Annotated in this window: 23 protein-coding genes and 2 pseudogenes; 11 read left to right on the forward strand and 14 right to left on the reverse strand. The window is 36.3% G+C overall.

Annotated features, from left to right (window positions below; genetic code table 11):
* The first annotated feature begins 21 nt into the window (after positions 1-21).
* On the forward strand, positions 22-969 hold the full coding sequence (locus tag LC087_RS13090) for a helix-turn-helix transcriptional regulator (protein WP_226541269.1): 948 nt from the start codon (positions 22-24) through the stop codon (positions 967-969).
* An 87-nt stretch (positions 970-1,056) separates the two neighbouring features.
* Here LC087_RS13090 and pgmB read toward each other — a convergent pair whose 3' ends face one another.
* The 3 genes from pgmB to LC087_RS13105 all read right to left on the reverse strand — a co-directional run bounded on the left by pgmB (position 1,057) and on the right by LC087_RS13105 (position 3,944).
* Positions 1,057-1,722 (reverse strand): beta-phosphoglucomutase, encoded by a 666-nt coding sequence (gene pgmB / locus LC087_RS13095; RefSeq protein WP_226541270.1) that lies wholly within the window; start codon positions 1,720-1,722, stop codon positions 1,057-1,059.
* Positions 1,722-2,672: an L-threonine 3-dehydrogenase gene (locus LC087_RS13100; protein ID WP_226541272.1), complete on the reverse strand. Its 951-nt coding sequence runs from the start codon at positions 2,670-2,672 to the stop codon at positions 1,722-1,724. The genes pgmB and LC087_RS13100 overlap by 1 nt, the downstream gene beginning before the upstream one ends.
* Before the next feature lie 81 nt (positions 2,673-2,753).
* The gene (locus LC087_RS13105) at positions 2,754-3,944 is read right to left on the reverse strand and encodes a glycine C-acetyltransferase (protein WP_226541274.1); all 1,191 of its coding nucleotides are present in this window, start codon (positions 3,942-3,944) and stop codon (positions 2,754-2,756) included.
* Between the two features lie 397 nt (positions 3,945-4,341).
* On the opposite strand from LC087_RS13105, the gene LC087_RS13110 reads away from it, so the two are divergent.
* Positions 4,342-5,994, forward strand: coding sequence for an L-lactate permease (locus LC087_RS13110; RefSeq protein ID WP_226541275.1), 1,653 nt, complete (start codon positions 4,342-4,344; stop codon positions 5,992-5,994).
* Between the two features lie 101 nt (positions 5,995-6,095).
* A complete protein-coding gene (locus tag LC087_RS13115; protein WP_226541276.1) occupies positions 6,096-6,326 on the forward strand; it encodes a TM2 domain-containing protein in 231 nt (76 codons plus the stop codon).
* Between the two features lie 290 nt (positions 6,327-6,616).
* Here LC087_RS13115 and LC087_RS13120 read toward each other — a convergent pair.
* The 4 genes and pseudogenes from LC087_RS13120 to LC087_RS13135 all read right to left on the reverse strand — a co-directional run.
* A pseudogene (locus tag LC087_RS13120) lies at positions 6,617-6,823 on the reverse strand (GNAT family N-acetyltransferase); the annotation flags it as partial.
* Positions 6,824-6,833: 10 nt separating this feature from the next.
* Positions 6,834-7,085 carry a hypothetical protein gene (locus LC087_RS13125; protein ID WP_226541277.1) on the reverse strand — a complete coding sequence of 84 codons (252 nt, stop codon included), beginning with the start codon at positions 7,083-7,085 and terminating at the stop codon, positions 6,834-6,836.
* Between the two features lie 111 nt (positions 7,086-7,196).
* Positions 7,197-7,406 carry a TM2 domain-containing protein gene (locus LC087_RS13130; RefSeq protein WP_226540379.1) on the reverse strand — a complete coding sequence of 70 codons (210 nt, stop codon included), beginning with the start codon at positions 7,404-7,406 and terminating at the stop codon, positions 7,197-7,199.
* Positions 7,407-8,167: 761 nt separating this feature from the next.
* A pseudogene (locus tag LC087_RS13135) lies at positions 8,168-10,356 on the reverse strand (DNA topoisomerase III).
* Positions 10,357-10,561: 205 nt separating this feature from the next.
* On the opposite strand from LC087_RS13135, the gene LC087_RS13140 reads away from it, so the two are divergent.
* The gene (locus LC087_RS13140; RefSeq protein ID WP_226541279.1) at positions 10,562-10,999 is read left to right on the forward strand and encodes a universal stress protein; all 438 of its coding nucleotides are present in this window, start codon (positions 10,562-10,564) and stop codon (positions 10,997-10,999) included.
* A 469-nt stretch (positions 11,000-11,468) separates the two neighbouring features.
* Positions 11,469-13,598, forward strand: coding sequence for a YhgE/Pip domain-containing protein (locus LC087_RS13145; protein WP_226541280.1), 2,130 nt, complete (start codon positions 11,469-11,471; stop codon positions 13,596-13,598).
* 54 nt (positions 13,599-13,652) lie between these two features.
* Here LC087_RS13145 and LC087_RS13150 read toward each other — a convergent pair whose 3' ends face one another.
* The gene (locus LC087_RS13150) at positions 13,653-14,159 is read right to left on the reverse strand and encodes a MogA/MoaB family molybdenum cofactor biosynthesis protein (RefSeq protein ID WP_226541282.1); all 507 of its coding nucleotides are present in this window, start codon (positions 14,157-14,159) and stop codon (positions 13,653-13,655) included.
* A 35-nt stretch (positions 14,160-14,194) separates the two neighbouring features.
* Positions 14,195-14,320 carry a hypothetical protein gene (locus LC087_RS13155; RefSeq protein WP_264189948.1) on the reverse strand — a complete coding sequence of 42 codons (126 nt, stop codon included), beginning with the start codon at positions 14,318-14,320 and terminating at the stop codon, positions 14,195-14,197.
* Between the two features lie 137 nt (positions 14,321-14,457).
* On the opposite strand from LC087_RS13155, the gene LC087_RS13160 reads away from it, so the two are divergent.
* The 4 genes from LC087_RS13160 to LC087_RS13175 all read left to right on the forward strand — a co-directional run bounded on the left by LC087_RS13160 (position 14,458) and on the right by LC087_RS13175 (position 18,499).
* On the forward strand, positions 14,458-15,102 hold the full coding sequence (locus tag LC087_RS13160) for a glycoside hydrolase domain-containing protein (protein ID WP_226541284.1): 645 nt from the start codon (positions 14,458-14,460) through the stop codon (positions 15,100-15,102).
* A gap of 155 nt (positions 15,103-15,257) precedes the next feature.
* Positions 15,258-15,650: a GntR family transcriptional regulator gene (locus tag LC087_RS13165; protein ID WP_226541286.1), complete on the forward strand. Its 393-nt coding sequence runs from the start codon at positions 15,258-15,260 to the stop codon at positions 15,648-15,650.
* Entirely contained in the window at positions 15,643-16,545 is a 903-nt protein-coding gene (locus LC087_RS13170) for an ABC transporter ATP-binding protein (RefSeq protein ID WP_226541289.1), read from the forward strand. The genes LC087_RS13165 and LC087_RS13170 overlap by 8 nt, the downstream gene beginning before the upstream one ends.
* Complete coding sequence (locus LC087_RS13175; RefSeq protein ID WP_306019633.1) at positions 16,520-18,499, forward strand: DUF6449 domain-containing protein; 1,980 nt, start codon at positions 16,520-16,522, stop codon at positions 18,497-18,499. The genes LC087_RS13170 and LC087_RS13175 overlap by 26 nt, the downstream gene beginning before the upstream one ends.
* Positions 18,500-18,807: 308 nt before the next feature.
* On the opposite strand, the gene LC087_RS13180 is transcribed toward LC087_RS13175, so the two are convergent.
* From LC087_RS13180 to LC087_RS13195, 4 genes are all read right to left on the reverse strand, one after another.
* Entirely contained in the window at positions 18,808-19,152 is a 345-nt protein-coding gene (locus LC087_RS13180) for a CHY zinc finger protein (RefSeq protein WP_371932598.1), read from the reverse strand.
* A gap of 3 nt (positions 19,153-19,155) precedes the next feature.
* Positions 19,156-19,683, reverse strand: coding sequence for a PadR family transcriptional regulator (locus tag LC087_RS13185; RefSeq protein WP_226541293.1), 528 nt, complete (start codon positions 19,681-19,683; stop codon positions 19,156-19,158).
* Between the two features lie 222 nt (positions 19,684-19,905).
* Positions 19,906-20,664 carry an ABC transporter permease gene (locus LC087_RS13190; RefSeq protein ID WP_226541295.1) on the reverse strand — a complete coding sequence of 253 codons (759 nt, stop codon included), beginning with the start codon at positions 20,662-20,664 and terminating at the stop codon, positions 19,906-19,908.
* Positions 20,657-21,307 carry an ABC transporter ATP-binding protein gene (locus LC087_RS13195; RefSeq protein WP_306019634.1) on the reverse strand — a complete coding sequence of 217 codons (651 nt, stop codon included), beginning with the start codon at positions 21,305-21,307 and terminating at the stop codon, positions 20,657-20,659. The genes LC087_RS13190 and LC087_RS13195 overlap by 8 nt, the downstream gene beginning before the upstream one ends.
* A gap of 355 nt (positions 21,308-21,662) precedes the next feature.
* Here LC087_RS13195 and LC087_RS13200 point away from each other — a divergent pair, with 355 nt between their 5' ends.
* Both LC087_RS13200 and LC087_RS13205 read left to right on the forward strand, forming a co-directional pair.
* Positions 21,663-22,229, forward strand: coding sequence for a GNAT family N-acetyltransferase (locus LC087_RS13200; RefSeq protein WP_371932599.1), 567 nt, complete (start codon positions 21,663-21,665; stop codon positions 22,227-22,229).
* Positions 22,219-22,692 (forward strand): hypothetical protein, encoded by a 474-nt coding sequence (locus LC087_RS13205; protein ID WP_226541297.1) that lies wholly within the window; start codon positions 22,219-22,221, stop codon positions 22,690-22,692. The genes LC087_RS13200 and LC087_RS13205 overlap by 11 nt, the downstream gene beginning before the upstream one ends.
* A gap of 299 nt (positions 22,693-22,991) precedes the next feature.
* On the opposite strand, the gene LC087_RS13210 is transcribed toward LC087_RS13205, so the two are convergent.
* Positions 22,992-23,327 (reverse strand): GNAT family N-acetyltransferase, encoded by a 336-nt coding sequence (locus LC087_RS13210; protein ID WP_371932600.1) that lies wholly within the window; start codon positions 23,325-23,327, stop codon positions 22,992-22,994.
* Positions 23,328-23,592: the final 265 nt, after the last annotated feature.

Consider the following 23,592-nt stretch of genomic DNA (forward strand, 5'->3'; position numbering starts at 1 on the left):
TCACTAATAGGAGAGACTTTTATGTCTAGAACGGCAAGACTACTTGAACTATTAATTTCCTTAAATACTAAACATCGATTTACAGTTCAAGAATTAGCGGATGAGTTTTTGGTATCACGAAGAACGATGCTTAGAGACTTACAATTATTAAGTGAAATGGGAGTTCCGCTTTTTTCTTCACCAGGACCGAATGGTGGGTATACTCTTATAAGGGAACAGAAACTTCCACCCATATCATTAACAGTAGAAGAAGCTACAGGCCTGCTTTTATCATATGAAATTCTAGAACAACATGATGGACCTTTCCAATCTGAAAATATGTCTACCCTTACGAAAATACGTGCAACCATGTCAGTCGAAATGCTTCAAAATGTGGCACAATTAAAGGAGAGATTAGCTATCGACTCTCCTCCAAGAAGCTTTAAAAATCATTATTTAAAGGAGCTATTGAACGCGTCACTAGAAAAGAAACATCAAGAAATAGAATATGATTCTCGCTCAGGACTTTCCGTTCGTATCATTTTTCCTTTTGGACTTTTTATTTCTAATGGATTATGGTACTGTCTAGCGTTTTGTTATAAACGAAAAAGTAATGTAACGTTTCGAGTTGATCGAATTATCTCCATTAAAGAGATTGAAAAGTTCATTGGCCCAAGTCCTAAAGATGTAACCGTTGACAAGTGGTTAAAACAAACACATGAAACTTCAAGGAAATTACGAATAAAAGCACAATTAACAAAGTTAGGGTGTAAAATTCTAGACCCTCATCCTATAGGAGAATGGATTCAAGTTTCTTCTGATGGGAGTGGCATAATTGAAGAAAAGATTAAAGAAGAAGATATTCCTTTTGTAGGTAGAATGTTTCTTAGTCTTGGTAGTGAAATAGTGATTGAGGAGCCTGTTGAATTAATTGATTTTATTAAAAGAGAGGCTATCAAACTGATTCAATATTATTCGAAAGAGCACTGAGCATCTACTTTTGTGAGAAGCAAGAAGACATTGAAAAGCCAAGAATGTTGATATAACATCATTCTTGGCACTCACTATTCGTACAAGTTAGTTTTCCCCATTAACTTCTATCCACTTCTTCTGTAAAGAGGCTAATGTCAATTGTTCAGAAGACTTGATCCACCATCGTGCTCTTTGTAAATACTCGGCTTGTCCGATTCCAACTGAAAACATAGGTGTAGCCAATATTCCTTCGAGGCCCGCCTCACCATCTTCAATTGCCACACAAGATTCATAGGGAACGTTAAGTCGATCCGCCGCTGTTAAAAAGATTTCTGGGTCAGGTTTCCCTTTGATCAACGTCTTTGGATCAACTATAACATCAAAGTATGAGTCCAAGTTAAGCTTGTCTAACACGAATTTTGCATTCGAGCTTGATGAGGCAAGTCCCGTCTTAAGATTCGCCTCTTTCACTTCTTGTAAAAATTCTTTTATGCCAGGCAAAAGATAAGTTTCGTCTAGTTTCTCTAACCATTCTAGGTAATACGCATTTCTTTTTTCTCCTAAAGTAACAAGCTCTTCATGAGAATAATGTTTACCTGATCTTTTCACTAGCTCTTCCATTAAAGAAAGTCGCGAGCGACCTTGAAAATATAAATTGTCTTCCTCTGTAAATGGAACATTTAGTTCATCTGCCACTCTTTTCGTGGAATGATAGTAAAATTGAATTGTATCCACAATCACTCCATCTAAATCAAAAATAACGGCTTTCATTATGATATCAGTTTCACTTTCAACTTTTGTAGCATATCTTCCGTCATGGCTTCTAAATCGTATTTCGCTCTAAATCCCCACTCTTGCTTCGCTGCGGATGCATCAATCGCATTTGGCCAGCTCTCAGCAATTTGTTGCCTAACAGGATCTACTTTATAACGAAGAGTAAAATCTGGAATAAACCGTTGGATTGATTGTCCAATCATTTCAGGTGATACACTCATCGCCGAAACATTAAAGGCATTACGATGTATTAGTTTACTTGAGTCTGCTTCCATGAGATCAATAATTGATTTGACCGCATCAGGCATATACATCATATCCATAAAGGTACCACGGTCAATAAATGATTCATAATGACCCTTCATCACAGCTTGATAATAAATATCTACAGCATAATCTGTCGTACCGCCACCAGGTAATGTTTCATAAGAGATCAGCCCTGGAAAGCGCAATCCTCTCGTATCTACGTTAAATTTGTGAAAGTAATAATCACTTAATAATTCTCCAGATACTTTATTCACTCCATACATGGTCGTTGGTCTTTGGATTGTATCTTGGGGCGTTTGATCCTTTGGTGTACTAGGGCCAAAAGCACCGATGGAACTAGGCGTAAAAAATTGTAGGTTCAACTGCCTTGCTATTTCTAGTGCATTGACTAATCCCCCCATATTTAAATTCCATGCTAGGAGAGGTTTTTGTTCAGCCGTTGCTGATAACAAAGCCGCTAAATGAATGATCGTGTCCACTTGATGCTTTTTAGCTAAATCATGCATCCTTTCTCCATCTGTTACATCGAGTAATTCAAACGGACCCGATGTCACTACCTTACTTCCATTATCGCGAATATCTGTTGCAATTATGTTTTCTTCTCCATAGATACCTCTCATTTCCATGACAAGCTCTGATCCTATTTGCCCAAGAGCCCCTGTCACTAACACTTTCTTCATATCTTCATTCCTCCATCAGTCAAAACTTTGATGACATTGAATATGAAAAGCGACCATTATTAAGCCGCTTTTCTCTGTTGTTTAAATGACGTCTAATTCCTTCCCCACTTTCTCATAGATCTTCAAGGCTTCATCAAGCATTTCTTTACTATGAGCGGCTGTCGGCATATTTCTTACTCTTCCTGTTCCTCTAGGGACCGTTGGAAAAACGATAGATTTCGCATAGACTCCTTCTTCATTCAGCCTTTTACTGAACGTTTGAGTCTTCACTTCATCCCCAATAATACAAGGAGTAATCGGCGTTTCACTATGGCCAATATTAAAACCAAGTTTTTTCAGGCCCTCTTTTAAGTAGTCTGCATTCTCCCATAGACGATCGCAAAGCTCTGTACTTGAAGAAATTAATTCAATCGATCCGATACAAGCTGCGATATCTGCTGGTGACAATGAAGTAGAAAATAAAAACGGACGGCTTCGCACCTTTAACCAGTCGATTAACTGTTGTTTCCCTGCGACATAACCGCCAACAACACCAATGGCTTTCGATAACGTTCCAATTTGAAAATCAACTTTATTAGACAATCCAAAATGCTTAACTGTGCCCGCTCCCTTGCCAAGAACACCTGAGCCGTGCGCATCATCTACATATGTAATTAAGTCAAATTCCTCGGCAATCTCAACAATCTCAGGTAGTTTGGCAATGTCCCCATCCATTGAGAAGACACCATCCGTAATCACCATGATTTTATTATAGTTGCCTGATTCTTTCGCTTCTTTCGCTTTTTGTCGTAAATCATCCATATCAGAATGATTAAACCGAATCACCTTTGCTTTAGACAATCTGCAACCATCAATAATAGAAGCGTGGTTTAATTCATCAGATAAGATGGCATCGTTTTTATCCATTACAGCAGAAATGGCGGCCATGTTACAATTAAAACCAGATTGATAAGCAATCGCGGCTTCTGTATGTTTGAATGTTGCAAGAGCCTCTTCTAATTCAACGTGCAGCTTTAAGGTTCCATTAATCGTTCTTACAGCTCCAGCTCCAACTCCATATTGATCAATAGCGGCTTTTGCTTTTTCTTTTAAACGAACATCTGTTGCAAGCCCTAAGTAATTATTTGAAGATAAATTAATTCGCTCTCTCCCATTTATCTTTATCATTGGACCATTCGCACTTTCAAGGGGGTCAATCTCATTGTAAAGACCTTTTTCTTTTAAATCGTGTAAATTATCTTTAAGAAAATCTGATAATAAATGACTTGTCATAAAATCGCCTCATTTCAATGTAATTTATAATACATAAACACCTGTCCATATAGAGAGAACAAATATTTGTAATAATCCTTATATTTTACCGCTGTTCATTAATTATAATTTAACATAAATACGATAAATTGTTTACCCTACATAGACACAAAAAAAACTTTGAAAAAATATGATTTCATTTTCCTTTAATATTTGTTAAAATTCATTTTGTTATTATGTGTATTTATTCACAAACTAAAATAAAAAGTGTGTATTGAAAATGTCGGGATAAAGGAAAGATAATAAAAGTATTCTATTAGTGCGTGTTCAAGGCAATAATTTTTCATGACTTTTTGAACAATCTCTATTAAATAAGACCAATTTACTTTTTTAACAACCATTATAAAGGGTGATTATTATGAACTTTATTGAATTAATAACAGCATCAACGCCAATATTAGCTGTCTTTATTTTTCTTGTTATTTTAAGATTACCAGCAACGAAAGCCATGCCAATTAGCTTAATTATTACAGCACTCCTTGCTTTAACGGTGTGGAAAATTCCAACCATTCAAGTAGTCGCTTCTACTTTCGAAGGGATTATTATCGCCATTTCGATTTTATGGATTGTGTTTGGTGCCATTCTTCTTCTCAATACGCTAACAAATAGTGGTGCACTTGATTCGATTCGAAACGGATTTATGAGTATCTCAGGAGACCGCCGCGTCCAAGTCATTATTATCGCTTGGTTATTCGGTTCATTCATTGAAGGTGCCGCTGGGTTTGGAACGCCTGCTGCGATCGCAGCTCCTCTGCTGGTGGCTTTGGGGTTTGCTCCTCTTGCTGCCGTTACAGTTGCGCTCATTGCTGATAGTAGTGCGGTTTCATTCGGAGCGGTCGGAACTCCAATTATCGTTGGGGTTGAACAAGGATTAAGAGAAGAAGGTCAAATTGCTTCTCATGTCTCTTCTTACATTGGAGATGGCTCAATGGGCGAGTTACTCCAATCGGTTGCGACCGGGGCCGTTTTAATCGATGTAATTGTCGGGTCGTTCATTCCTTTAATTCTAGTCGTTATGCTCACAAGATTTTTTGGCGAAAATCGTTCTTGGAAAGAAGGATTGGCGATTTGGAAATTTGCCTTATTTGCAGGGTTAAGCTTTACTTTACCTGCCTTAACCGTTGCTTTCCTTTTAGGGCCTGAATTCCCTTCGATCATAGGTGGTCTTGTCGGACTAGCGATTGTAGTACCGGCTGCTAAAAGAGGATTTTTACTTCCTGATAAAGTATGGGACTTTGATGGAGAAAAAGAAATCAATGTAAGTGAAGAGGAAAGTAAAGAAAACAAAATTCCAGTCTGGTTAGCTTGGACGCCTTACTTAATTGTTGCGATTTTACTTGTCTTAACACGATTAGAAGTGCTGCCTTTAAAAGAGGCTCTCACGTCTATTAAAGTTGGATGGGACAATATCCTTGGAACTGATATTAAAGCTAGCTTCCAACCTTTATATCTACCTGGTACGATCTTTTTAATCACCGTTTTAATAACAATCTTATTACACAAAATGCAAGGAGCGGCGGTTGCAAAGACGTTTAAAGAATCAGGTATTGCTCTTATTGGTAGTGCCATTGCTCTTGGAACAGCAGTACCAATGGTTCGAATATTCATAAACTCAGGATTAAATGACGCAGGATTGATGAGCATGCCGATGGAACTTGCCACGCTTGTCTCCAATCTTGTTGGTGGCGCATGGCCGATTGTTGCTCCTTTTATTGGTGCGCTAGGTTCGTTTATTTCAGGAAGTGCTACGTTTAGTAATATGATGTTCTCTCTTTTCCAATTTAGTGTGGCGGATCAGCTCGCCATTGACCCAGAGAAAGTACTATCTCTTCAAGTGCTCGGTGCCAACGCCGGTAACATGGTTTGTGTGTTAAACGTTGTTGCGGCAGCTTCCGTAGTAGGATTAGTCGGAAAAGAAGGATCCATTATTCGTATGACACTTGTACCAATGATTTATTACTCTCTATTCGCAGGAATCATTGGATTTATTGCTATACAGTTCATAATGTAAAGTTTCGAAGATACAACCTTTCTTTTTCTAGGAGGTTGTTTCTTTTTTTGTTTTAATACTGTAATATTTTAGTATCAACACCCTTATTGGAGGACACGTCTATGTCTAAAAAAAAGAAATACATATCGAAAAAGAAATGGTCCATTACTTTATTGCTCTGCTTTTTCCTCCCCTTTTTTGGTGCACATCGTTTTTTTGTCGGTAAGGTTCGTTCCGGCGTATTCATGCTCATTACTTTAGGTGGACTTGGCATCTGGTCTGTCGCCGACCTCATTATGATTATCACTGGTAATTTTAAAGATAACGAAGGAAAACTTATAAAAACACCTTAATTAGAGGAGCTGTTTAAGAAATCGGGAACTCACTTATCTTGGAGCTCCCTATCTCTGATACTTCCTACACCATTAAAAAAATAACATAAAGTTTTTGAAATAAATGAAATGATCCGTCCACTCTTCACCCTCGTAACTAAACGACTCCGCACTAAAGTACGGAGGTTTCTCGTAGGCGGACTGAACCGCCTACGAGTTTTATCGGCTAAAGCCGACTAAAAGAAATGCTACTAAAAGTAGGTGGTTTTATACCACACCTCCTGCTACGCAGGTGCTTCCGCAAGCTAAAGCTAGATATAGAAAATAAAACCTTTTCGAATACATTCAAATTCCATCCCCACACTCTCAGCTAATTTCATAGAAGGTGTATTATCAAGGTTAATATGAGCTTCAATTCGATGGAATTTCAAGTGGTTAAATGCAAAATTTAAAGCTTCTTCTACGGCTCCTTTTCCGTATCCGTTTCTCCAATGTTGATTATGAATGGTATACCCTATTGATAAGTTTTTAGTGATTTAACAAAAGCAAAATTCCAGTAGTAAAACTAATAAACAGTAGATTAACAATAATCATTTCCTTATTTGGTTCAGACTTCTTCGATTCTATAAAAACTCTTCTCAATATTATTGATACAGTAATTACAATAAAGCTATAGAGAATCACCTTGTTTAATACAGGAAAGTAATCTTTGGTATATAAAAAAACAATCAAAAATAAAAAAGAAAATAAAAATGTAAATAATTCTTTGAACTTATCCATAACAAAATCCCCTTTCCTCATCCATTATACGACAGAAAAGAGAAAAGGTTTCAAACTGACCTACGAATATAATGTTTAGTAGTAATTAGTTCAAACAAAAAAACACCCTTATCAGGATGCTTTTATCGGATTACCTTCTTTATCTTTGAAACTACCAACAATGATCATAATAAAATCAATCAATACCCATATCCCAAATCCGCCACCTGTAATAAGCATTAGAATTCCTGTACCGATCTTTCCGACATAGAAACGGTGTACACCTAGTACACCTAGGAAGAAACATAATAATAACGTGGCTACCCAATTTTTCTCTGACATATTGCATCTCTCCTGTTTAAATAAAATAATTGCAAAAGACTTTCATATTAAATTATACGATATAAAGGAGATAAAGTTTCAAATACATAATATTTAGTTTTTTTAAAAATAATAATATTAAGAGCCACCACGCATCCACGTTTATTCCCTGTTTAGTTCACGGTGGCTCGCACAAAAAAAGCACCCTGTTGGATGCTCCTATTTCATAGATTCATTATGACAAAATTTACTCTCTTTCAATCTGAAATCTCCTCTTCATGCACTTTTCTCTAAAGATGAACCCTGTTTTCTCCATATGATTTAGTTTGTATACACTAGGACATCACACACTCCATTATGTATCTCCTTCTTTTAAAAAAATGATAGAAATTTAATTTATCATAGGTTACTTTTGTGGAAAACCATTTTCTTTCAACAATTAATGAACTAACATTGTACTTCTTTAAAAATTACTCTGAATAAGGATAGAGGTATACCTTTCATATTATAAAATCGAGCTTATTCATTAATTGTAGTCAACTTTTTAGTACAATCACTAAACGACTCCGCACTAAAGTACGGAGGTTTCTCGTAGGCGGACTGAACCGCCTACGAGTTTTATCGGCTAAAGCCGACTAAAAGAAATGCTACTAAAAGTAGGTGGTTTTATACCACACCTCCTGCTACGCAGGTGCTTCCGCAAGCTAAAGCTAGGTATAGAAAATAAACCCCGAATTTTTATATATAGATAAAAAGATGCCTGATTCAACAGGCATCTTTTCTCATTCATCAATCTTTATTCCTTTTAAAAGTTCTGCAAACGGATTGTTCGCTGGTTCTTCTTTATTTTGTTGATTCAAATATTTTTTCACCGTACGTTTATCGACTTTTCCTTTTCCTTCTTTTTTACGACGGGCTTCAAAAGAAGATAACTTTTCTCGGTATCCACACTTACACGTAAATATTTGCCCATCCCCTTCGCCCCGTAGCTCCATTTTCTTTTTGCAACGTGGACAACGGGCATTGGTGAAACGAGCGACGTTTTTCTTATGACCGCATTCCCTATCTTGGCAAACGAGCATCTTCCCTTTCTTCCCATTTACCTCGAGCATCGGCTTTCCACAATCAGGACACGACTTCGTTGAAACATTGTCATGGCGATATTTTTTATCACTTGCTTTTATTTCCGATACAACTTCTTTCGTGTACTCTTTTATTTCATTTATAAATGTTTCTTTCTTTAGCTTTCCATTGGCAATGAGCTCTAATTTTTTCTCCCATTCGGCTGTAGTCAATGGAGATCTCAGTTCCTCTGGAACTAAATCTAACAGCTGGCGACCTTTGGAGGTAATATAAATTTCCTTCCCTCCACGTTTTTCTATTAAGAAAGAAGAAAACAGCTTTTCGATGATATCTGCACGAGTCGCTACTGTTCCTAATCCCCCTGTTGATTTTAGGGTGTCAGCCAATTGCTTATTTTTCGTTTCCATATATTTTGTCGGATTTTCCATGGCTGATAGGAGTGTCGCCTCCGTAAAGCGTGAAGGAGGCTTGGTTTGACCTGACGTTTGCGACATCAATTGCACCTTCATTACATCGCCTTTTTGAACACGTGGGATCGTTTGATCTTTAATGTCATCAGATAGATCTTCATCATCCATTCCACTTTGAAAAACTTCTTTCCAACCAGGTTTAATGACGGTTTTTCCTTTTGCAAAAAACTGTTCCTTCCCTATCTTGGCTTGAACTGTTACTTGTTCATATTCATGGGGAGGTAATAAGACTGCTAAGAAACGTTTAACAACAAGGTCATATATTTTTCTTTCCTTATCAGTAAAGGCTTGATAGTTAACAAATTGTTCTGTCGGAATAATTGCATGATGGTCACTAACTTTCGCATCGTCAACGAAACGTTTTGAAGGTTTAATTGGTTTTTGTAAAACTTTATTTGCTATCGAACGATATTCACCTATTCCACAAGCTTTTAAACGTTCGGGAATCGTCGAAACAATATCGGATGAAAGATAACGCGAATCTGTACGTGGATAGGTTAACACTTTATGCTGCTCATAAAGCTTTTGCATAATGGACAACGTTTCTTTCGCTGAATAGCCAAACCTTTTATTAGCTTCACGCTGAAGCTCTGTTAAATCATATAATGCTGGTGCATTTGTTTTTTTCGCTTTTCGATCAATGGATGTAACCGTTGCATCTAGTCTATCCAATTCTTTAATCATTGTATCGATTTTGTCTTTATTGAAACTTCTCGTGTTTCCTCGTTCATCTTGCCAGTTTAAAGTCAATAGATTCGTTTGCGCCTCAATACTATAATAGGTTTGTGGTTTAAAATGATTAATTTCATCTTCTCTCGCTAAAATCATCGCTACCGTAGGAGTTTGCACACGACCACAATTCAATTGTGCATTAAAACGTGTCGTAAGAGCTCGAGTAGCATTTAACCCAATATACCAATCAGCCTCAGAACGTGCGACTGCAGCTTGATATAAGGTTTCGTAAGCTTTTCCATCCTTTAGTTTATTGAACCCTTCCTTTATCGCCTTATCAGTAACAGAAGAAATCCAAAGACGCTTAATTGGCTTTTTTACTTTTGCATTGGCAATAATCCAACGAGCCACTAACTCCCCTTCACGCCCTGCATCTGTTGCGATAATAATCTCACCTACATCCTTGCGGTGAAGTTGAGATTTTACTGCATGGAATTGCTTACTCGTTTTCTTTATGACAGTCAATTTCAACCGCTCTGGCGCATTGGTAAATCCTCAAGCTTCCACGATTTATATTTTTGATCATACGTTTCTGGATCGGCTAAAGTCACTAAATGGCCTAACGCCCAAGTCACGATATATTGATTTCCTTCTAGGTAACCGTTGCCCTTTTTCTTACATCCTAAAACGCGTGCAATGTCTCGAGCTACTGAAGGCTTTTCAGCTAATACTACTGTTTTACTCATAAAAACATCCTTTCTATTTACCCGCTTCTAGTATATCACGTCAGTAAGATAGACATTACTTTGATTGAAGGGATTAGAGACCTTTAAAACCAACAGGAAATAAAGTATTTTTAAAGTGATTATCCTTACATTTTTACTAGGATAAATTTAGTATGATAAAATAGAGGTAGAAATTATCAGTTTGATCAACTAGGGGGAATGGATAATGACACATCAATATGAGAAAATTCTTGTGGCAGTAGACGGTTCTAATCAAGCAGAGTTTGCTTTTAAAAAAGCGATAGCCATTGCAAAAAGAAACCATGCTGAGTTAATCATTGCCCATGTATTGGATACACGTTTTGGAGCAGTAGAAGCTTATGACCCAGGTATTGTCCATCGCGTAGAGTATCATGCAAAAGATTTATTAGAAAAATACGAGAAACAAGCAGAAGAAGCTGGTTTAACAGAAGTGACGATCCATTTAGGACATGGTTCAGCTAAACATAAAATTGCTAAAGATGTAGCTCCGATGTTTGACGTTGATTTGATCATTTGTGGTGCTACTGGATTAAATGCCGTTGAACGATTCTTTATGGGTAGCGTCTCAGAACATATTACACGTCACGCGCAATGTGATGTATTAATTGTTCGTTCAAAATAAGAAAAGCGCAAGCGCCCGTTTAGCAACGCAGATGAAAAGGTACGTCAACTAAGTACAGTCACGTCCTGTGACTAACGTTGACGCTAGCACTTCCTGTGCATCGCCATATGAGATAAAGGAAACACGAAAATCCATAAAATGGAGGTTGCGCCAACTCCAGAGACTTCCTGTGGTTAACAATGAAAGCAGCATCCAAATAAAGACAAATTTTTATTCTATCTTACTCTTAAATAACGACATAAATTACTTGAAAGATTTGATTGCAAGTTATAATATATAAGGATCACAGTTTTTTACTGTGATCCTTTTTCTATTTTTTGATATCTAAATCATCAAAAACCTCTTATAATTGAACGCAAATAAATTTCAACATAAGATTATATCATCCGTCAAAACTATACTTACATACCCTTCATTCCCTGTCTTCTTTTCAAAAAGCAAAAATTAATAGTAGGTGATAAATAATAGCATGAAAAATATTGTCTCGATCTTTACTTCTGATATTAGAAGAATTGTCAAAAATCGATCCGCCCTCATTATTGTGATAGGATTAGCTTTCTTACCGTCACTTTATGCCTGGTTCAATATCTTATCTTCTTGGGATCCTTATGGAAATACAGATGCGATTAAAATTGCGGTTGTCAACCAAGACAAGGGTAGTTCGATTAATGGTGAAAGCTTTAATATCGGTAATGATATCGTTCACTCTTTAAAGAATAACGAACAAATGGGCTGGACGTTTGTAACGGAAGAAGAAGCCACGCATGGTGTAGAGCATGGCGACTACTACGCAAGCATCCTGATAGATGAGGATTTTTCAGAAAAGATTAGTACCGTAATAACCGATGACCCTGTCAAGCCCGAAGTCATTTATACGGTGAACGAAAAAATTAACGCCATTGCACCAAAAATCACCTCATCAGGTGTCTCCAGCTTAGTAGAAATCATTAGCTCTAACTTTGTTAAAGAAGCAAATAAAGTAATTTTTAAGACTTTTAATGACTTAGGCATTGAATTAGAAGAAAACTTACCGACGATTGAAAAAATATTTAACTTTATTTTCGAAATAGAAAAAGAGTTCCCCAAAATTATTGAAGATGTTAATAAAGGTAGTCAAAAAATTGATGAGTACCAACAAATTGTTTCAGACATGAATGAGCATCTCGACGAAGTGAATGCCGTTTTAGGGAATTATTATTCAACCGCCGTCGATTTAAATGAAAAAGTTACAAAATATGAAGATTGGTTCAATACGATTTCAGGTTCACTAAATATAAACTATGAGACACTCAATAGTTATCTACAAGAAAGCCAATCCTTCCTCGAACAAATGGAAAGCGGAGAGCTTCCAATCGAAGAGTTAACGGCTAAAAAAGAAGAACAAATGGAAGGCATTACTTCTAAAATATCAACCATTGAACAAACGGTAAGCATATTGGAAGCCGTTCAAAACTGGTCAAATACATCCCTTTTTCAAGAAGAGATTGATCAACTACAATCATTAAATACCCTTCTTACGATGCAACTGCAAACGCTTGAGTCCCTAGAAGGTCAGTTAACAGAGGAAAACCTTAAAGACTTTATGGACAACGAGCAAAAAATAAAACCGATCATTCAGGAGCTTTCAGACAACTTTGATGAAACAACATTAAAAGACCTAGAATCTGCTTTTCAAAAAGGAACAGAAACAGCGGACAAAATGATGGACTATTTACAAACAGGAAAAGAACTCGTCCCTCAAGCTGAAGAACGCTTAGGAAGTGCCCAACAACAACTAAATGCCTTAGACAAACAATTGACAACTATTGAAGAAGAACTTCCTTATTATCAAGAATCTTTACAATCAATTGCAGATAAAATTCGTACCTTCCAAGCCGAATATGACCTTTTAGAAATTATTGAGCTGTTAAAAAATAATTATGAGGAAGAAAGTGATTACTTTGCCAATCCCATTCTTTTAAAGGAGAACAAACTGTTCCCAATTCCTAACTATGGTTCGGCAATGTCTCCTTTTTTCACCACACTGTCATTATGGGTTGGTGGGCTCATTTTAGTTTCTGTTTTAACCGTTGAAGTGCATGTAGAAAGGCGAATGAAAGCAGGAGAAGTTTATTTTGGCAGACTCTTCACTTTTCTCACAATCGCCATCATGCAAGCTGTTATTGTCTCTTTAGGGGATATCTTTTTATTAAAAACATACGTAGTCGATAAATTTTGGTTTGTGATATTCTCAATCTTTATTAGCCTCGTGTTTATGACGATCATTTACACGTTAGTCTCTGTCTTTGGAAATATCGGAAAAGCATTAAGTATTATCCTACTAGTGCTGCAATTAGCAAGCTCAGGAGGGACGTTCCCCGTCCAGCTTGTTCCTAAGGTTTTCCAATATTTCCACCCCCTCATGCCGTTCACATATGCCATAAGCATGATGAGAGAAGCGGTTGGCGGGATCCTTTGGGGTGTGGTCATTGAAGATTTGCTCTATTTATCAATTTTCCCTACGATTATGATTCTAATGGGTATATTCTTAAAGAAACCGATTAATAAGCATACAAGGAAAATGATCAAAAAGGCAAGAGAGAGTAGATTGATGGCGTAATTAAAGGGCTGTCCAGTAGGTGTAATAGCCACTTATTGGAAGCCTTTTTTCTTATTATTGCTGTCCATCTTTCCTCAACTCTCCTACTATGTGTCCAAGCTCTAGTAAAATCAACGATTCCAATGCTAGTTTAACCGCACCTGTTGATCCTGGGATTGAAAAGACCGCTTTCCCATCCACAATACCGGCAGAAGCCCTAGATAATATGGCCGCAGATCCTATATCCTCTAAATAACTCTTCATACGAAAAATTTCTCCAAAACCTGTGAGCTCTTTTTCATAGAGTGGCTCAATCGTTTCAATTGTGACATCACGTTTTGAAATGCCGGTTCCCCCATTGGTTATAATCACATCGACCTTTTCACTATGTTGGATTTGCTGTTTAATTTCATTTGGTTCATCCAGCACAATGACATAATCAACGACTTGATGCCCGTTTTCCTCCAATAATTGCTCGATAAGTTGTCCACTTTTATCTGTTTGTTTTGTACGAGTATCACTCACGGTCACAATCTTGCATTTAACCGAAGATACTGCCTGGTTTCTATGTGCTTTTAACATTCAAATCCCTCCCTTATTTAAATAACATTTTTCTTTCAATTCTCTAATAAAGAAAATATCGAAAGTTTATTGAAATCACCTTCTTGTAATTGATTAATATTTAAAGAAATAAACCCTATCAATACAAAAACAAATAAGAAATGACCAGTTTTAACGTTCATCGTAACCCCCATCCCGCATATAACGAAATTTCTATACATATCTAAATCATACAACAAAATCATCCCATTCGACATGTACTATACATGTTTCTTTTTCATATACTGCCTATGACCACCATTGAAGGGAGATATTCTACTTGAGAACATATTGGGGTGTAGATTCATCAAAAAAAGTAACGAGACAATTGTATGAATGTGTGAAGAATAATTATGGAAAACCAAGCTTTTGGGGAAGATATTTAACAAGGGTCGAAGATGCATCAGCAGGATTAACAACAGAAGAAATAGAAATGCTGAGAGGTTATGGGATTAAAATTATGCCTATTTACAATGCTTTTTCAAACGCAGTTGGTTATGATAAGGGAAAAGTAGTTGCCAGAAATGCGGCCTTTCATGCAAGAAGACTTGGAATACCAAAAGGAACACCCGTTTTTGTTAATGTAGAAAAGTTTTTTGAAGTCGATTCTGCATGGATCAGAGGGTATGTTGATGGGATGTATGTAGCGAACTATAAAGTAGGAATCTATCACGATCCTGTTAACGGAGATTTTCGTCCGGCCTACTGCCAAGCGGTCAAGGAATCAGATCAAGTAGCTCTACAAAGTATTTTGTGGAGCGCCGAGCCAGAGCCAGGAATTACAACGAAGAGAAAGGCTCCTTCCTATGCTCCAGCCAAGCCGCCATGTAAAGCAAATGTTTGGGGATGGCAATACGGTCGTGACGATAACACATGTGGAATCGATACAAACCTCATTGATTCGAGATTATATGAAACCCTTTAGATGGAATTTAAAATGATTAGAGAGAGCGATCCTCTCTAATCATTTTTTTATGTCACCTATATCAAAACTTATCCTTCCTTTTCATGGTGAAATCATATATAATACATCTGTACTAATAAACATAGTACAGATAAAACTTGAAAAGAAGGTGCCTTATGTTCGAATTAGACGTTCGGAGCCGTACACCCATCTACGAGCAATTAGTTGAACAAATTAAAGGGTTAATTGTTCGCCAAGTTTTAAAGCCCGATGAACAATTACCTTCTGTTCGTTTATTGTCAAAAGAGTTAACGGTTAATCCAAATACGATTCAAAAAAGTTATCGAGAATTAGAACGAGAAGGCTACATATATTCAGTCAAAGGAAAGGGAAGTTTCGTCGCACCCCATTATGAAGAATTAAACGAGCTTTTAAAAAATGAAATGGCAGAGAAACTACGAAACTTTTTTATTGAAGGGTTTTATATAGGATGGACAGAAGAAGACATTTTGACCATTTATTATGAGGCAAAAGAGGAACTACGGAAAGGAGCAGAAGTAAATGATTAAAACTGAGAACCTTTCAAAATCATTTAACTCCGTTCAAGCATTAAAAAACGTGAAATTACATGTGAAAAAAGGCTCTATTTACGGTTTATTAGGAACGAATGGTGCTGGAAAAACAACCTTGCTCAAGCTTCTTGCAGGAATCTATAAACCGAGTAATGGAACCATAACAATCAATGAACAACCTTCATATGAAAACACTGCTGTAAAAAAACAAGTGGTTTTAATCCCAGACGTGACTTACTTTTTACCTCATTCATCCATTAAACAGATGGGGGATTTTTATCAACATTTTTACCCTACTTGGAATCAGGAAAAGTTTGAACGACTTGAATCAATTTTTAATATTGATCCTAACAAAAAGATTCACCGCCTATCAAAAGGGATGAAAAGACAAGTTGCTTTTTGGTTGGCCCTTTCTATCATGCCCGATATTCTCATCCTAGATGAACCGATTGACGGTTTAGATCCTGTGATGAGACAAAAGGTGAAAAGTTTACTCTTCCAGGACGTTGCCGAACGTCAATTAACGATTTTAATTTCTTCCCATAACTTAAGAGAGATCGAAGACCTATGTGATCATGTTGGAATTATGGATCATGGAAAATTAATTATCGAGAAAGAATTAGATAATTTAAAATCCGATACACATAAAGTTCAAGTCGCTTTCTCATCCGATGAACAAGAACAAGAAATAGAATCGCAGTTAAGAGTGCTTTATAAAGAAAAAAGAGGCAGTGTCACATTATTTATTGTTAAAGGGACTGAACATAAAATTAAACAAACGATTTATCGTAAAAACCCAATTTTATTCGACCTCCTCCCTCTAACATTAGAAGAAATCTTTATTTATGAAATGGGGGACATCGGTTATGATATCGAAAAAAAGCTTCTTTAATTGGGGAATCATCAAGCAGGACTTGAAACAACATGGTTGGCTTTCCTTCGCTTATATAATTGGACTCTTTTTCTCTCTACCCTTGCAAATCATGATCTTTGAGTCTCAATATCATAACGAACCAACAAGTTTCTCTTCGTTTTTTGACATTTACGGAACAGAAATTCAGTTTCTCACTATTGCTATTATACCCGTATTAACAGCGTTATTAATTTTTCGTTACATTCAAAACGAACAATCTGTCGACATGATGCACAGTCTCCCTATTCAAAGAGACACATTATACATTAGTCATTTAATTAGTGGTCTTGCTATTTTAATTATTCCTATTTTAATCAACACCCTCATTACCTTTTTTGTTTGGGGACAATCATCGAAAATTTTAGGCCTATCTTTTTCTCACCTCTTAAGCTGGGGAGGCTGGGTCATTTTATTATCCATCTTCATTTACTTATTTACGGTCGTTGTTGGTATGATCACAGGAATGTCCATGGTACAGGCCGTGTTAGCTTATATTTTATTGGCTATACCTTTTATTTTATTTCTCCTAATTGACCGTTCATTGGAGATGTTCTATTACGGATACTCCTCTTTAGAACATTATATTGATTTAATGGGAATCATTAATTTTGCTGATTCTTATAGCCTAAAGGAAGCCATTTTATATAGTAGTTTAAGCATCATTTTATTTATCATAGCCTACATCTTTTATCTAAAAAGAAACTTGGAAAATGCCACTCAAGTCATTGCTTTTCAATGGATTAAACCGATTTTTAAATATGGTTTCACATTTTGTTCAATGCTTGTTAGTGGACTTTATTTATTCCGAGCAACATCTGACAGTCTTCATCTCGGTTACTTAGGATTTATTTCAGGAACGGTCATTGGCTATATCGTTGCCGAAATGATCTTACAAAAAAGCTGGCACATCTTTCAGTTAAAAGTGTTTAAAGGATTAATCTATTATATCGTTTGCATTGGTATTATTTTCACTTGTTTAACGTTAGACGTCTTTAATTACGAAGACCGAGTTCCCAAACTAGATTCAATTGCCAGTGTTTATATTGGAAACCACCCTTATGAATTAGATGAGATGGAGGAATTAGAAATAGACCCATTCATGTCAAAATCAAGCTTTATTAAAGGGGTTCAAACTTTTCATACAGCTATTGTAGAAGAAAAACCAAAAGTCGAGCTTAATAATGGTTATGACAATATCTTTATAGCTTATACGCTCCATAATGGACAAAAAGTGTATCGTGAATATCGAATACCATCCAATAAATTCGACGAATACTGGAAACCACTTCATGAAACACCTGAATATAAAAGGCGGATGTTTAGAACATCACTATTAGATCAAGATATTCAGCTTATCGACATTTATGGTGAGCAAAGTGGATCTTCTGTCGTCATTAAAGATCCACTAGAAGTTCAAGAATTGACAAACATTTTAAAGTCTGAACTTTTATCTCAAACTTACGAACAAATAACAGATCTTCGTTCACCAATAGGCCGGATTGAAGTTTATCCCTTTGATCCAAAAAAACCTGCAATAAATATTGATCCATACTATTATTCACGTCAATATGAACTAAAAGGATCTTACAATGCTTTACTAGGATGGCTTGAAGATAAAGGCTACTTAGAAAAGATTAAACTCAATCTTGAAAAGATTCGTTCTATGAAGGTGGTTAAAACGGATGAGTTCATTCATGGATTAGATGCTGGGCCTATATTTAATGAAAACCTATATGAGAAAGAAATAATATCGATTGATGTGAAAGACCAACCCATGCTCGTTGACGATATCTTAACTAATTATACAAGTGATTATTATGGTTCCGGAGATTCTGCACAATATTTTATAAAAATTGAAGTTGATTCATATGATATATATGGTGTTATCCTTGATCAGTATGTTTCGGAAGATGTAAAAGAGTTATTTGAATAAATCTAAAGGGGGGTGGATTTTTTCCATCCCCTTTTAGTTCACGTTGATTCTTAAGAAAAGAGCAAGCGCCTTGCTCAGCCACGACAAGCATAAGGCGCGGAGAAAAGAAAGATGTTCTGTATCTTTTGTTCTACGTGACAATTGCAGAAGATCTACTAAGAACAGTCACTTGGTGTGACTAACGTAGATCCACCTACTTCCTGTAGGCGTCTCCTGGCTAGGCGCTGGAGCTAGACAACAATGTTAGTACCTTCTTATAAAGGACAAAGTTTATACATTCTTATCTTTCAAGAAAAAGAATTCTCCCCTTATTCTTTCATTGAAAAATACAAATGGTTATGCTTTTGACAACCTGCGTTGAAATCTGCCTTACAGGTAGGGCATTGATGTTGACCGTTCATGTACTCATTGATCGTTAATTCTTTCCCACAGTTTCCACATAAGATGGCTTTCATATCCCATTCAGCTTTTTTCCATTTAACCGGTGGGTGTTCGGCTACTTCTTGATGACATTGGTAGCAAGGGTAGTAAAATCCGCAACAAGGAAACTTAATCGCGATAATATCAAACTGCGAATGATAATGCTGGCAACGCGTCTCATGATCTAGTAATTTTCCTTTTACTTGATGTCCGTTAATAAATATACTGACCACCCCCTATTGTTGATAATAATCCAGCAATGATTGTACGAACTGAAGCTGGAGCTCATATTGTTTAAAGATATTATCAAAGGTCAGCTCTGTTACTTTATCTATTTCCATCACTTGTTCTTTTATCTCTTTTCCTTGCCTATGAATTTCCAACTGCTCCTGTAACTCCTTTTGATGCACTGATAAACTTTTCACCACTTCATCCTTAGGTAAAAAAGACACAAAGCTTAATCCTGTATAAAGATCAGTAGGTAAATGAACGGATTGAACCTGTAACGATTCCTTTAATAATTGCTGGAATTCCTCTTTCCCTTTATCTGTAATTTGATAGATTGCTTTTGTCCGATTTCCTTGTTGTTGAATAGAATCAATTTCTACAAGGGCTTCTTTCTCCATTTTTTTTAACGCATGATAAATTGAACCTGGCAAAATATTGGCCCACCGATCTGTCTGACTTTGTTGCATAATTTGCTGAATATCATAGCCTGTCATAGGCTTTGCCATTAAAAGACCTAACACCATTAATCTCGTCATCTTTTCACCTCAACAAAAATTATTCAATGTTGAGTATAACGTTAGCATAAAAAAACCGTTTACACTAGAAGTGCGTGTTCAAAAAGTAGGGGAAAAAGGGCCGAGGAGAACGAGGCGACGAAGCTATGAGCACCACAGTGTACGTTCTCTGTACATGAGGAGTGGAATAGCGAGACAACAAAGTTATTCGACAGCAATTTTTCATGACTTTTTGAACAACCTCTAGGAGTATAAGCTAGGTTTACCTTTCTTTTTAACAAGACTCTTTTGTTCCCATTTAAACGTCTTAACGGCTAATAATGTCATGATAATAAAATAACTTCCTAGCGAAATGATCGCCATAATCATCGAATCATACTCACTTGTTAGCATCCCTTTCAATGCTTTTACATAGTATTCAAATGGAAGTATTTTTCCTAAAACAACTACCCAGTCAGGCGCACTGTTTAACGAATAAAAAGCCTCACTCATGAGAATCATAGGTAACTGAATTAAATTACAGTACATATTAATTTGTCCTTCATTGTTAGCCAGATTAGCAATGAAAAATCCAATACTTGAAAAGCATAAACAAGCAAGCATGGTCAGTAACAAAGGAGAAAAAATCATTTCTAATGATAGCTCTAATTGAAAAAAGAGCATCCCTGCTAGCCAAATGACCATATTTATCATTACACCTAGAAAAGTTCGAGCTAACGTCATAATCGTGACAAATGAAAAGGTCGTAAACGGAGTCAAGTTTAATAGCTTATAAACGCCTCGGTTTCGTTGAAAGTGAATTTGAAAAGCAATCCCCTGCATGCCCCAAATGGTCGTGCTAATGGCGGTCACACCAGCGACAATGTTTACAGGCATTGCTCCTTCATCAAAATAGAGACCTAACCCAATTAACAAAACGAAAGGAAAGATTAGTGAATAACCTAAAGATATCTTATCTCTTAATGAAGTAGTAATCATTGAGCGAAAGATTACACTAATCATTGGTCATCTCCTCCTTATCCGTAAGGTGTAAATAGAGACTTTCTAAATTGTCGACATCATATTGTTGACATAACTCTTGTGGATGTCCTTCGGCGACAATCTTTCCTTGATCAATCATAAGTAACCTTGAGGCTAGATTCATGACCTCTCCCATATCATGAGATGTAAATACAATTGTAGTACCTAATTGGAACAACTGCTGAATTAGCTGGTGAATTTCTTTTCGAGAGCGTGGGTCTAGTGCTGAGGTTGGTTCATCTAAAAATAATAATTTTGGGTTGTGGACCATCGCGATGGCAATGGCTAGCCGTTTTTGCTGCCCTCCTGATAACCTAGTGGCTTCTGTGTCCCCTACTTTCTCTAATCCACAAGAAGACAGTAATGCTAGCACTTTTTCCGTAGAAATCCTCTTTTTATAAAAAGCAGCAAACAATTTAATATTCTCTATCGTGGTCAAGCCAGGGAAGAAAGGAACAGACTGCAGCTGAACACCAATATATTCCTTGAAAAGAGGATCCCAATAATTCACTTCCCCTTGATCTGCTTTTCTCAAGCCAACGATGATTTCTAATAACGTTGTTTTTCCTGCTCCATTGGGACCAATGACCGCCAAAATTTCATTCTCAACAATATTGAGGCTCACGTCATGGACTACGTGGCGATCACCATACCTCTTTTTTTTAAGTGCTTTCCTTTAATAAACAACTTTATCACCTCATTAAGGTTTAATCAAAGATATATACTCAACGTTGAATAAATATCTTTGACTTTATTCTAACCTGAATATCTTAAAAAGAAAAGGTGAAAGTTTCGACAAAAAAGCACCCCTCAGGATGCTTATAAATCCTCTAACTCTACCATTACTAGGTCAAAAATCGAGTTTGCAAATGTGAGCGTATAATAGAGTGTAAATCAGAAGATTTTCTTAAAAAAGAGAGATTGACAGAAATTATTCACTTGAGTAAAATAAGGAAAATACAATTAGGTTGGTGATAAATATGCTGGAAACGAAACCTATATTTGAAGACTTACCTACTATAGAAACAGATCGTTTAATACTTAGAAAAATGTCAGAGGATGATGTTGATGACCTTTTCCATTACGGTTCTGATAAAGAAGTGACAAAATATTTAACGTGGGAAACGTATCATTCAAAAGAAGACGCTCTTTCATTTATCCAATATGCCTTAACACAATATGAGAACAAACAGCCTGCTCCTTGGGCCATTGAGTATAAAGAAGACAATAAATTTATTGGGACGATTGACTTTAGATCCAAACAAGGGATAGGTAAAATGGGCTATGTGATAGCAAAAGAGTATTGGGGAAAAGGGATCATGACTGAAGTAGTTTCTGAGGTCATTGCATTTGCTTTTAAAAATACTGATGCCGTTCGCATTCAAGCAGAATGTTTTCTTCATAATATCGGTTCCGCTCGTGTAATGGAGAAAGTCGGGATGACCTATGAGGGAATTTTAAGAAAAGCCCTTTATGCAAAAGGAACTCACCATGATGTGAAGATGTATTCTATTTTGAGAGAAGAATTCATTAAACATGAGAAGTGAACTACTTTACAATGAATTTATAAATATAGCAAAACGATTGAACCGAACATTAAATATAACCCCTATCCTCTATTGTTCTTTAGGACTTGAGGTTGTGACCGAACTAGAGATGTCACCTCAAGATATAGATATCCTAGTTCCTATAAGGTACATTGAAGATGATTGGCCAATGTTAAAAGAAACGATGGAAGGGTTAGAGTACAAATTAGTCGATTTGCATGAACATAAATTTGCAAATGAAAGGTTTGAAGTGGGTTTTGCTTTCGAGGAAGATTTATTACCATTTGCAGGCGTTAATGATAAGGGACTAGACGTATTAAAGGATAGTGATGCATTCTACCGTCTGTTAACAGTCCGAGACTATCTCAAAGTATATAGAAAATCCTCAATTGATGGTTACCGAAAAACAAAAAATAATGGAAAGGATCTCAAAAAGATCGCACTTTTAGAAAGTCTTTTATAGCTCCATCAAAGGAGGTGTTCTCTTCATTAAACAGAGCTCACCTTTTTAAATTCCCCCTTAATTTGTTCTTTATACATTAGCAGTTAGCAAAAGATGAAGATAGCCTTCCAAGTACAATCAACAAACCGCATCTTACTTTCCTTACAAGATAAATTTTCGTCTCTTCTACTTTTTACACAATCAATTTACTTATAGAATCCGGTGCTCCCCTTAATGGGAACCGGATGGTTTTTAGTGATAAAAACCAATAAATGTTCACTTGATAAAATACTTGTCAAGGTAGTTCAAATAGAATTTTATTATCTCCCCCAGCTATAATAGACAAACTTCACCTTTTTCCCATTCATATCATATTCATCATTACTAACCGAAATTCGTTTGAAGTCATTGTTTTGTAACGTTTTTTGTGAAGCCAAATTGTTCGTCGTTGTTTTAGCCTTTATCTTTTCTATTCCAAATTGTTGAGACTCCTCTAATAAAAGCTTTAACGCTTTTGTTGCTATCCTCTTACCTATATAATTCTCTCCTATCCTATAACCAACATGAGCAAGATTTTCTTTTTTATCAATATTGACTAAGTTCATTCTACCGACAATTTGATTTATGTTGTTCTTTATCAAATAAAAATGAGACAAACCACCTTCTTGTTCAGTTAATAACTCTTAAAGTCTTAGATTGAAGGTATTGTAGCTATAGTAATCTTCTCCTCTACTTGGTACCATTTTTTCAAAAAAAACTCTGTTATCACACTCAAACTGAAACAAATCTTGCGCGTCTCTCTTTTTTAGTTTACCGATTCTAATTTCCACGTCTTCATCCCCTTCATTTGCTTTCTTATAGCTTTTCTTTCCTAATTCCTTTTCGCACGAACAAAATTGATCCGATCGACATGATTAATAA

Origin of the sequence: Bacillus carboniphilus, assembly GCF_020524035.2 — a bacterium.
Taxonomy (GTDB): domain Bacteria; phylum Bacillota; class Bacilli; order Bacillales; family JAIVKR01; genus Bacillus_CC.

Excerpts from the sequence above, each read along its gene's own strand:
- LC087_RS13090 (WP_226541269.1), top strand. The coding sequence starts at position 22 with ATGTCTAGAACGGCAAGACTACTTGAACTATTAATTTCCTTAAATACT.
- pgmB (WP_226541270.1), bottom strand. The coding sequence starts at position 1,722 with ATGAAAGCCGTTATTTTTGATTTAGATGGAGTGATTGTGGATACAATT.
- LC087_RS13100 (WP_226541272.1), bottom strand. The coding sequence starts at position 2,672 with ATGAAGAAAGTGTTAGTGACAGGGGCTCTTGGGCAAATAGGATCAGAG.
- LC087_RS13105 (WP_226541274.1), bottom strand. The coding sequence starts at position 3,944 with ATGACAAGTCATTTATTATCAGATTTTCTTAAAGATAATTTACACGAT.
- LC087_RS13110 (WP_226541275.1), top strand. The coding sequence starts at position 4,342 with ATGAACTTTATTGAATTAATAACAGCATCAACGCCAATATTAGCTGTC.
- LC087_RS13115 (WP_226541276.1), top strand. The coding sequence starts at position 6,096 with ATGTCTAAAAAAAAGAAATACATATCGAAAAAGAAATGGTCCATTACT.
- LC087_RS13125 (WP_226541277.1), bottom strand. The coding sequence starts at position 7,085 with ATGGATAAGTTCAAAGAATTATTTACATTTTTATTTTCTTTTTTATTT.
- LC087_RS13130 (WP_226540379.1), bottom strand. The coding sequence starts at position 7,406 with ATGTCAGAGAAAAATTGGGTAGCCACGTTATTATTATGTTTCTTCCTA.
- LC087_RS13140 (WP_226541279.1), top strand. The coding sequence starts at position 10,562 with ATGACACATCAATATGAGAAAATTCTTGTGGCAGTAGACGGTTCTAAT.
- LC087_RS13145 (WP_226541280.1), top strand. The coding sequence starts at position 11,469 with ATGAAAAATATTGTCTCGATCTTTACTTCTGATATTAGAAGAATTGTC.
- LC087_RS13150 (WP_226541282.1), bottom strand. The coding sequence starts at position 14,159 with ATGTTAAAAGCACATAGAAACCAGGCAGTATCTTCGGTTAAATGCAAG.
- LC087_RS13155 (WP_264189948.1), bottom strand. The coding sequence starts at position 14,320 with ATGAACGTTAAAACTGGTCATTTCTTATTTGTTTTTGTATTGATAGGG.
- LC087_RS13165 (WP_226541286.1), top strand. The coding sequence starts at position 15,258 with ATGTTCGAATTAGACGTTCGGAGCCGTACACCCATCTACGAGCAATTA.
- LC087_RS13170 (WP_226541289.1), top strand. The coding sequence starts at position 15,643 with ATGATTAAAACTGAGAACCTTTCAAAATCATTTAACTCCGTTCAAGCA.
- LC087_RS13175 (WP_306019633.1), top strand. The coding sequence starts at position 16,520 with ATGATATCGAAAAAAAGCTTCTTTAATTGGGGAATCATCAAGCAGGAC.
- LC087_RS13185 (WP_226541293.1), bottom strand. The coding sequence starts at position 19,683 with ATGACGAGATTAATGGTGTTAGGTCTTTTAATGGCAAAGCCTATGACA.
- LC087_RS13190 (WP_226541295.1), bottom strand. The coding sequence starts at position 20,664 with ATGATTAGTGTAATCTTTCGCTCAATGATTACTACTTCATTAAGAGAT.
- LC087_RS13200 (WP_371932599.1), top strand. The coding sequence starts at position 21,663 with ATGCTGGAAACGAAACCTATATTTGAAGACTTACCTACTATAGAAACA.
- LC087_RS13205 (WP_226541297.1), top strand. The coding sequence starts at position 22,219 with ATGAGAAGTGAACTACTTTACAATGAATTTATAAATATAGCAAAACGA.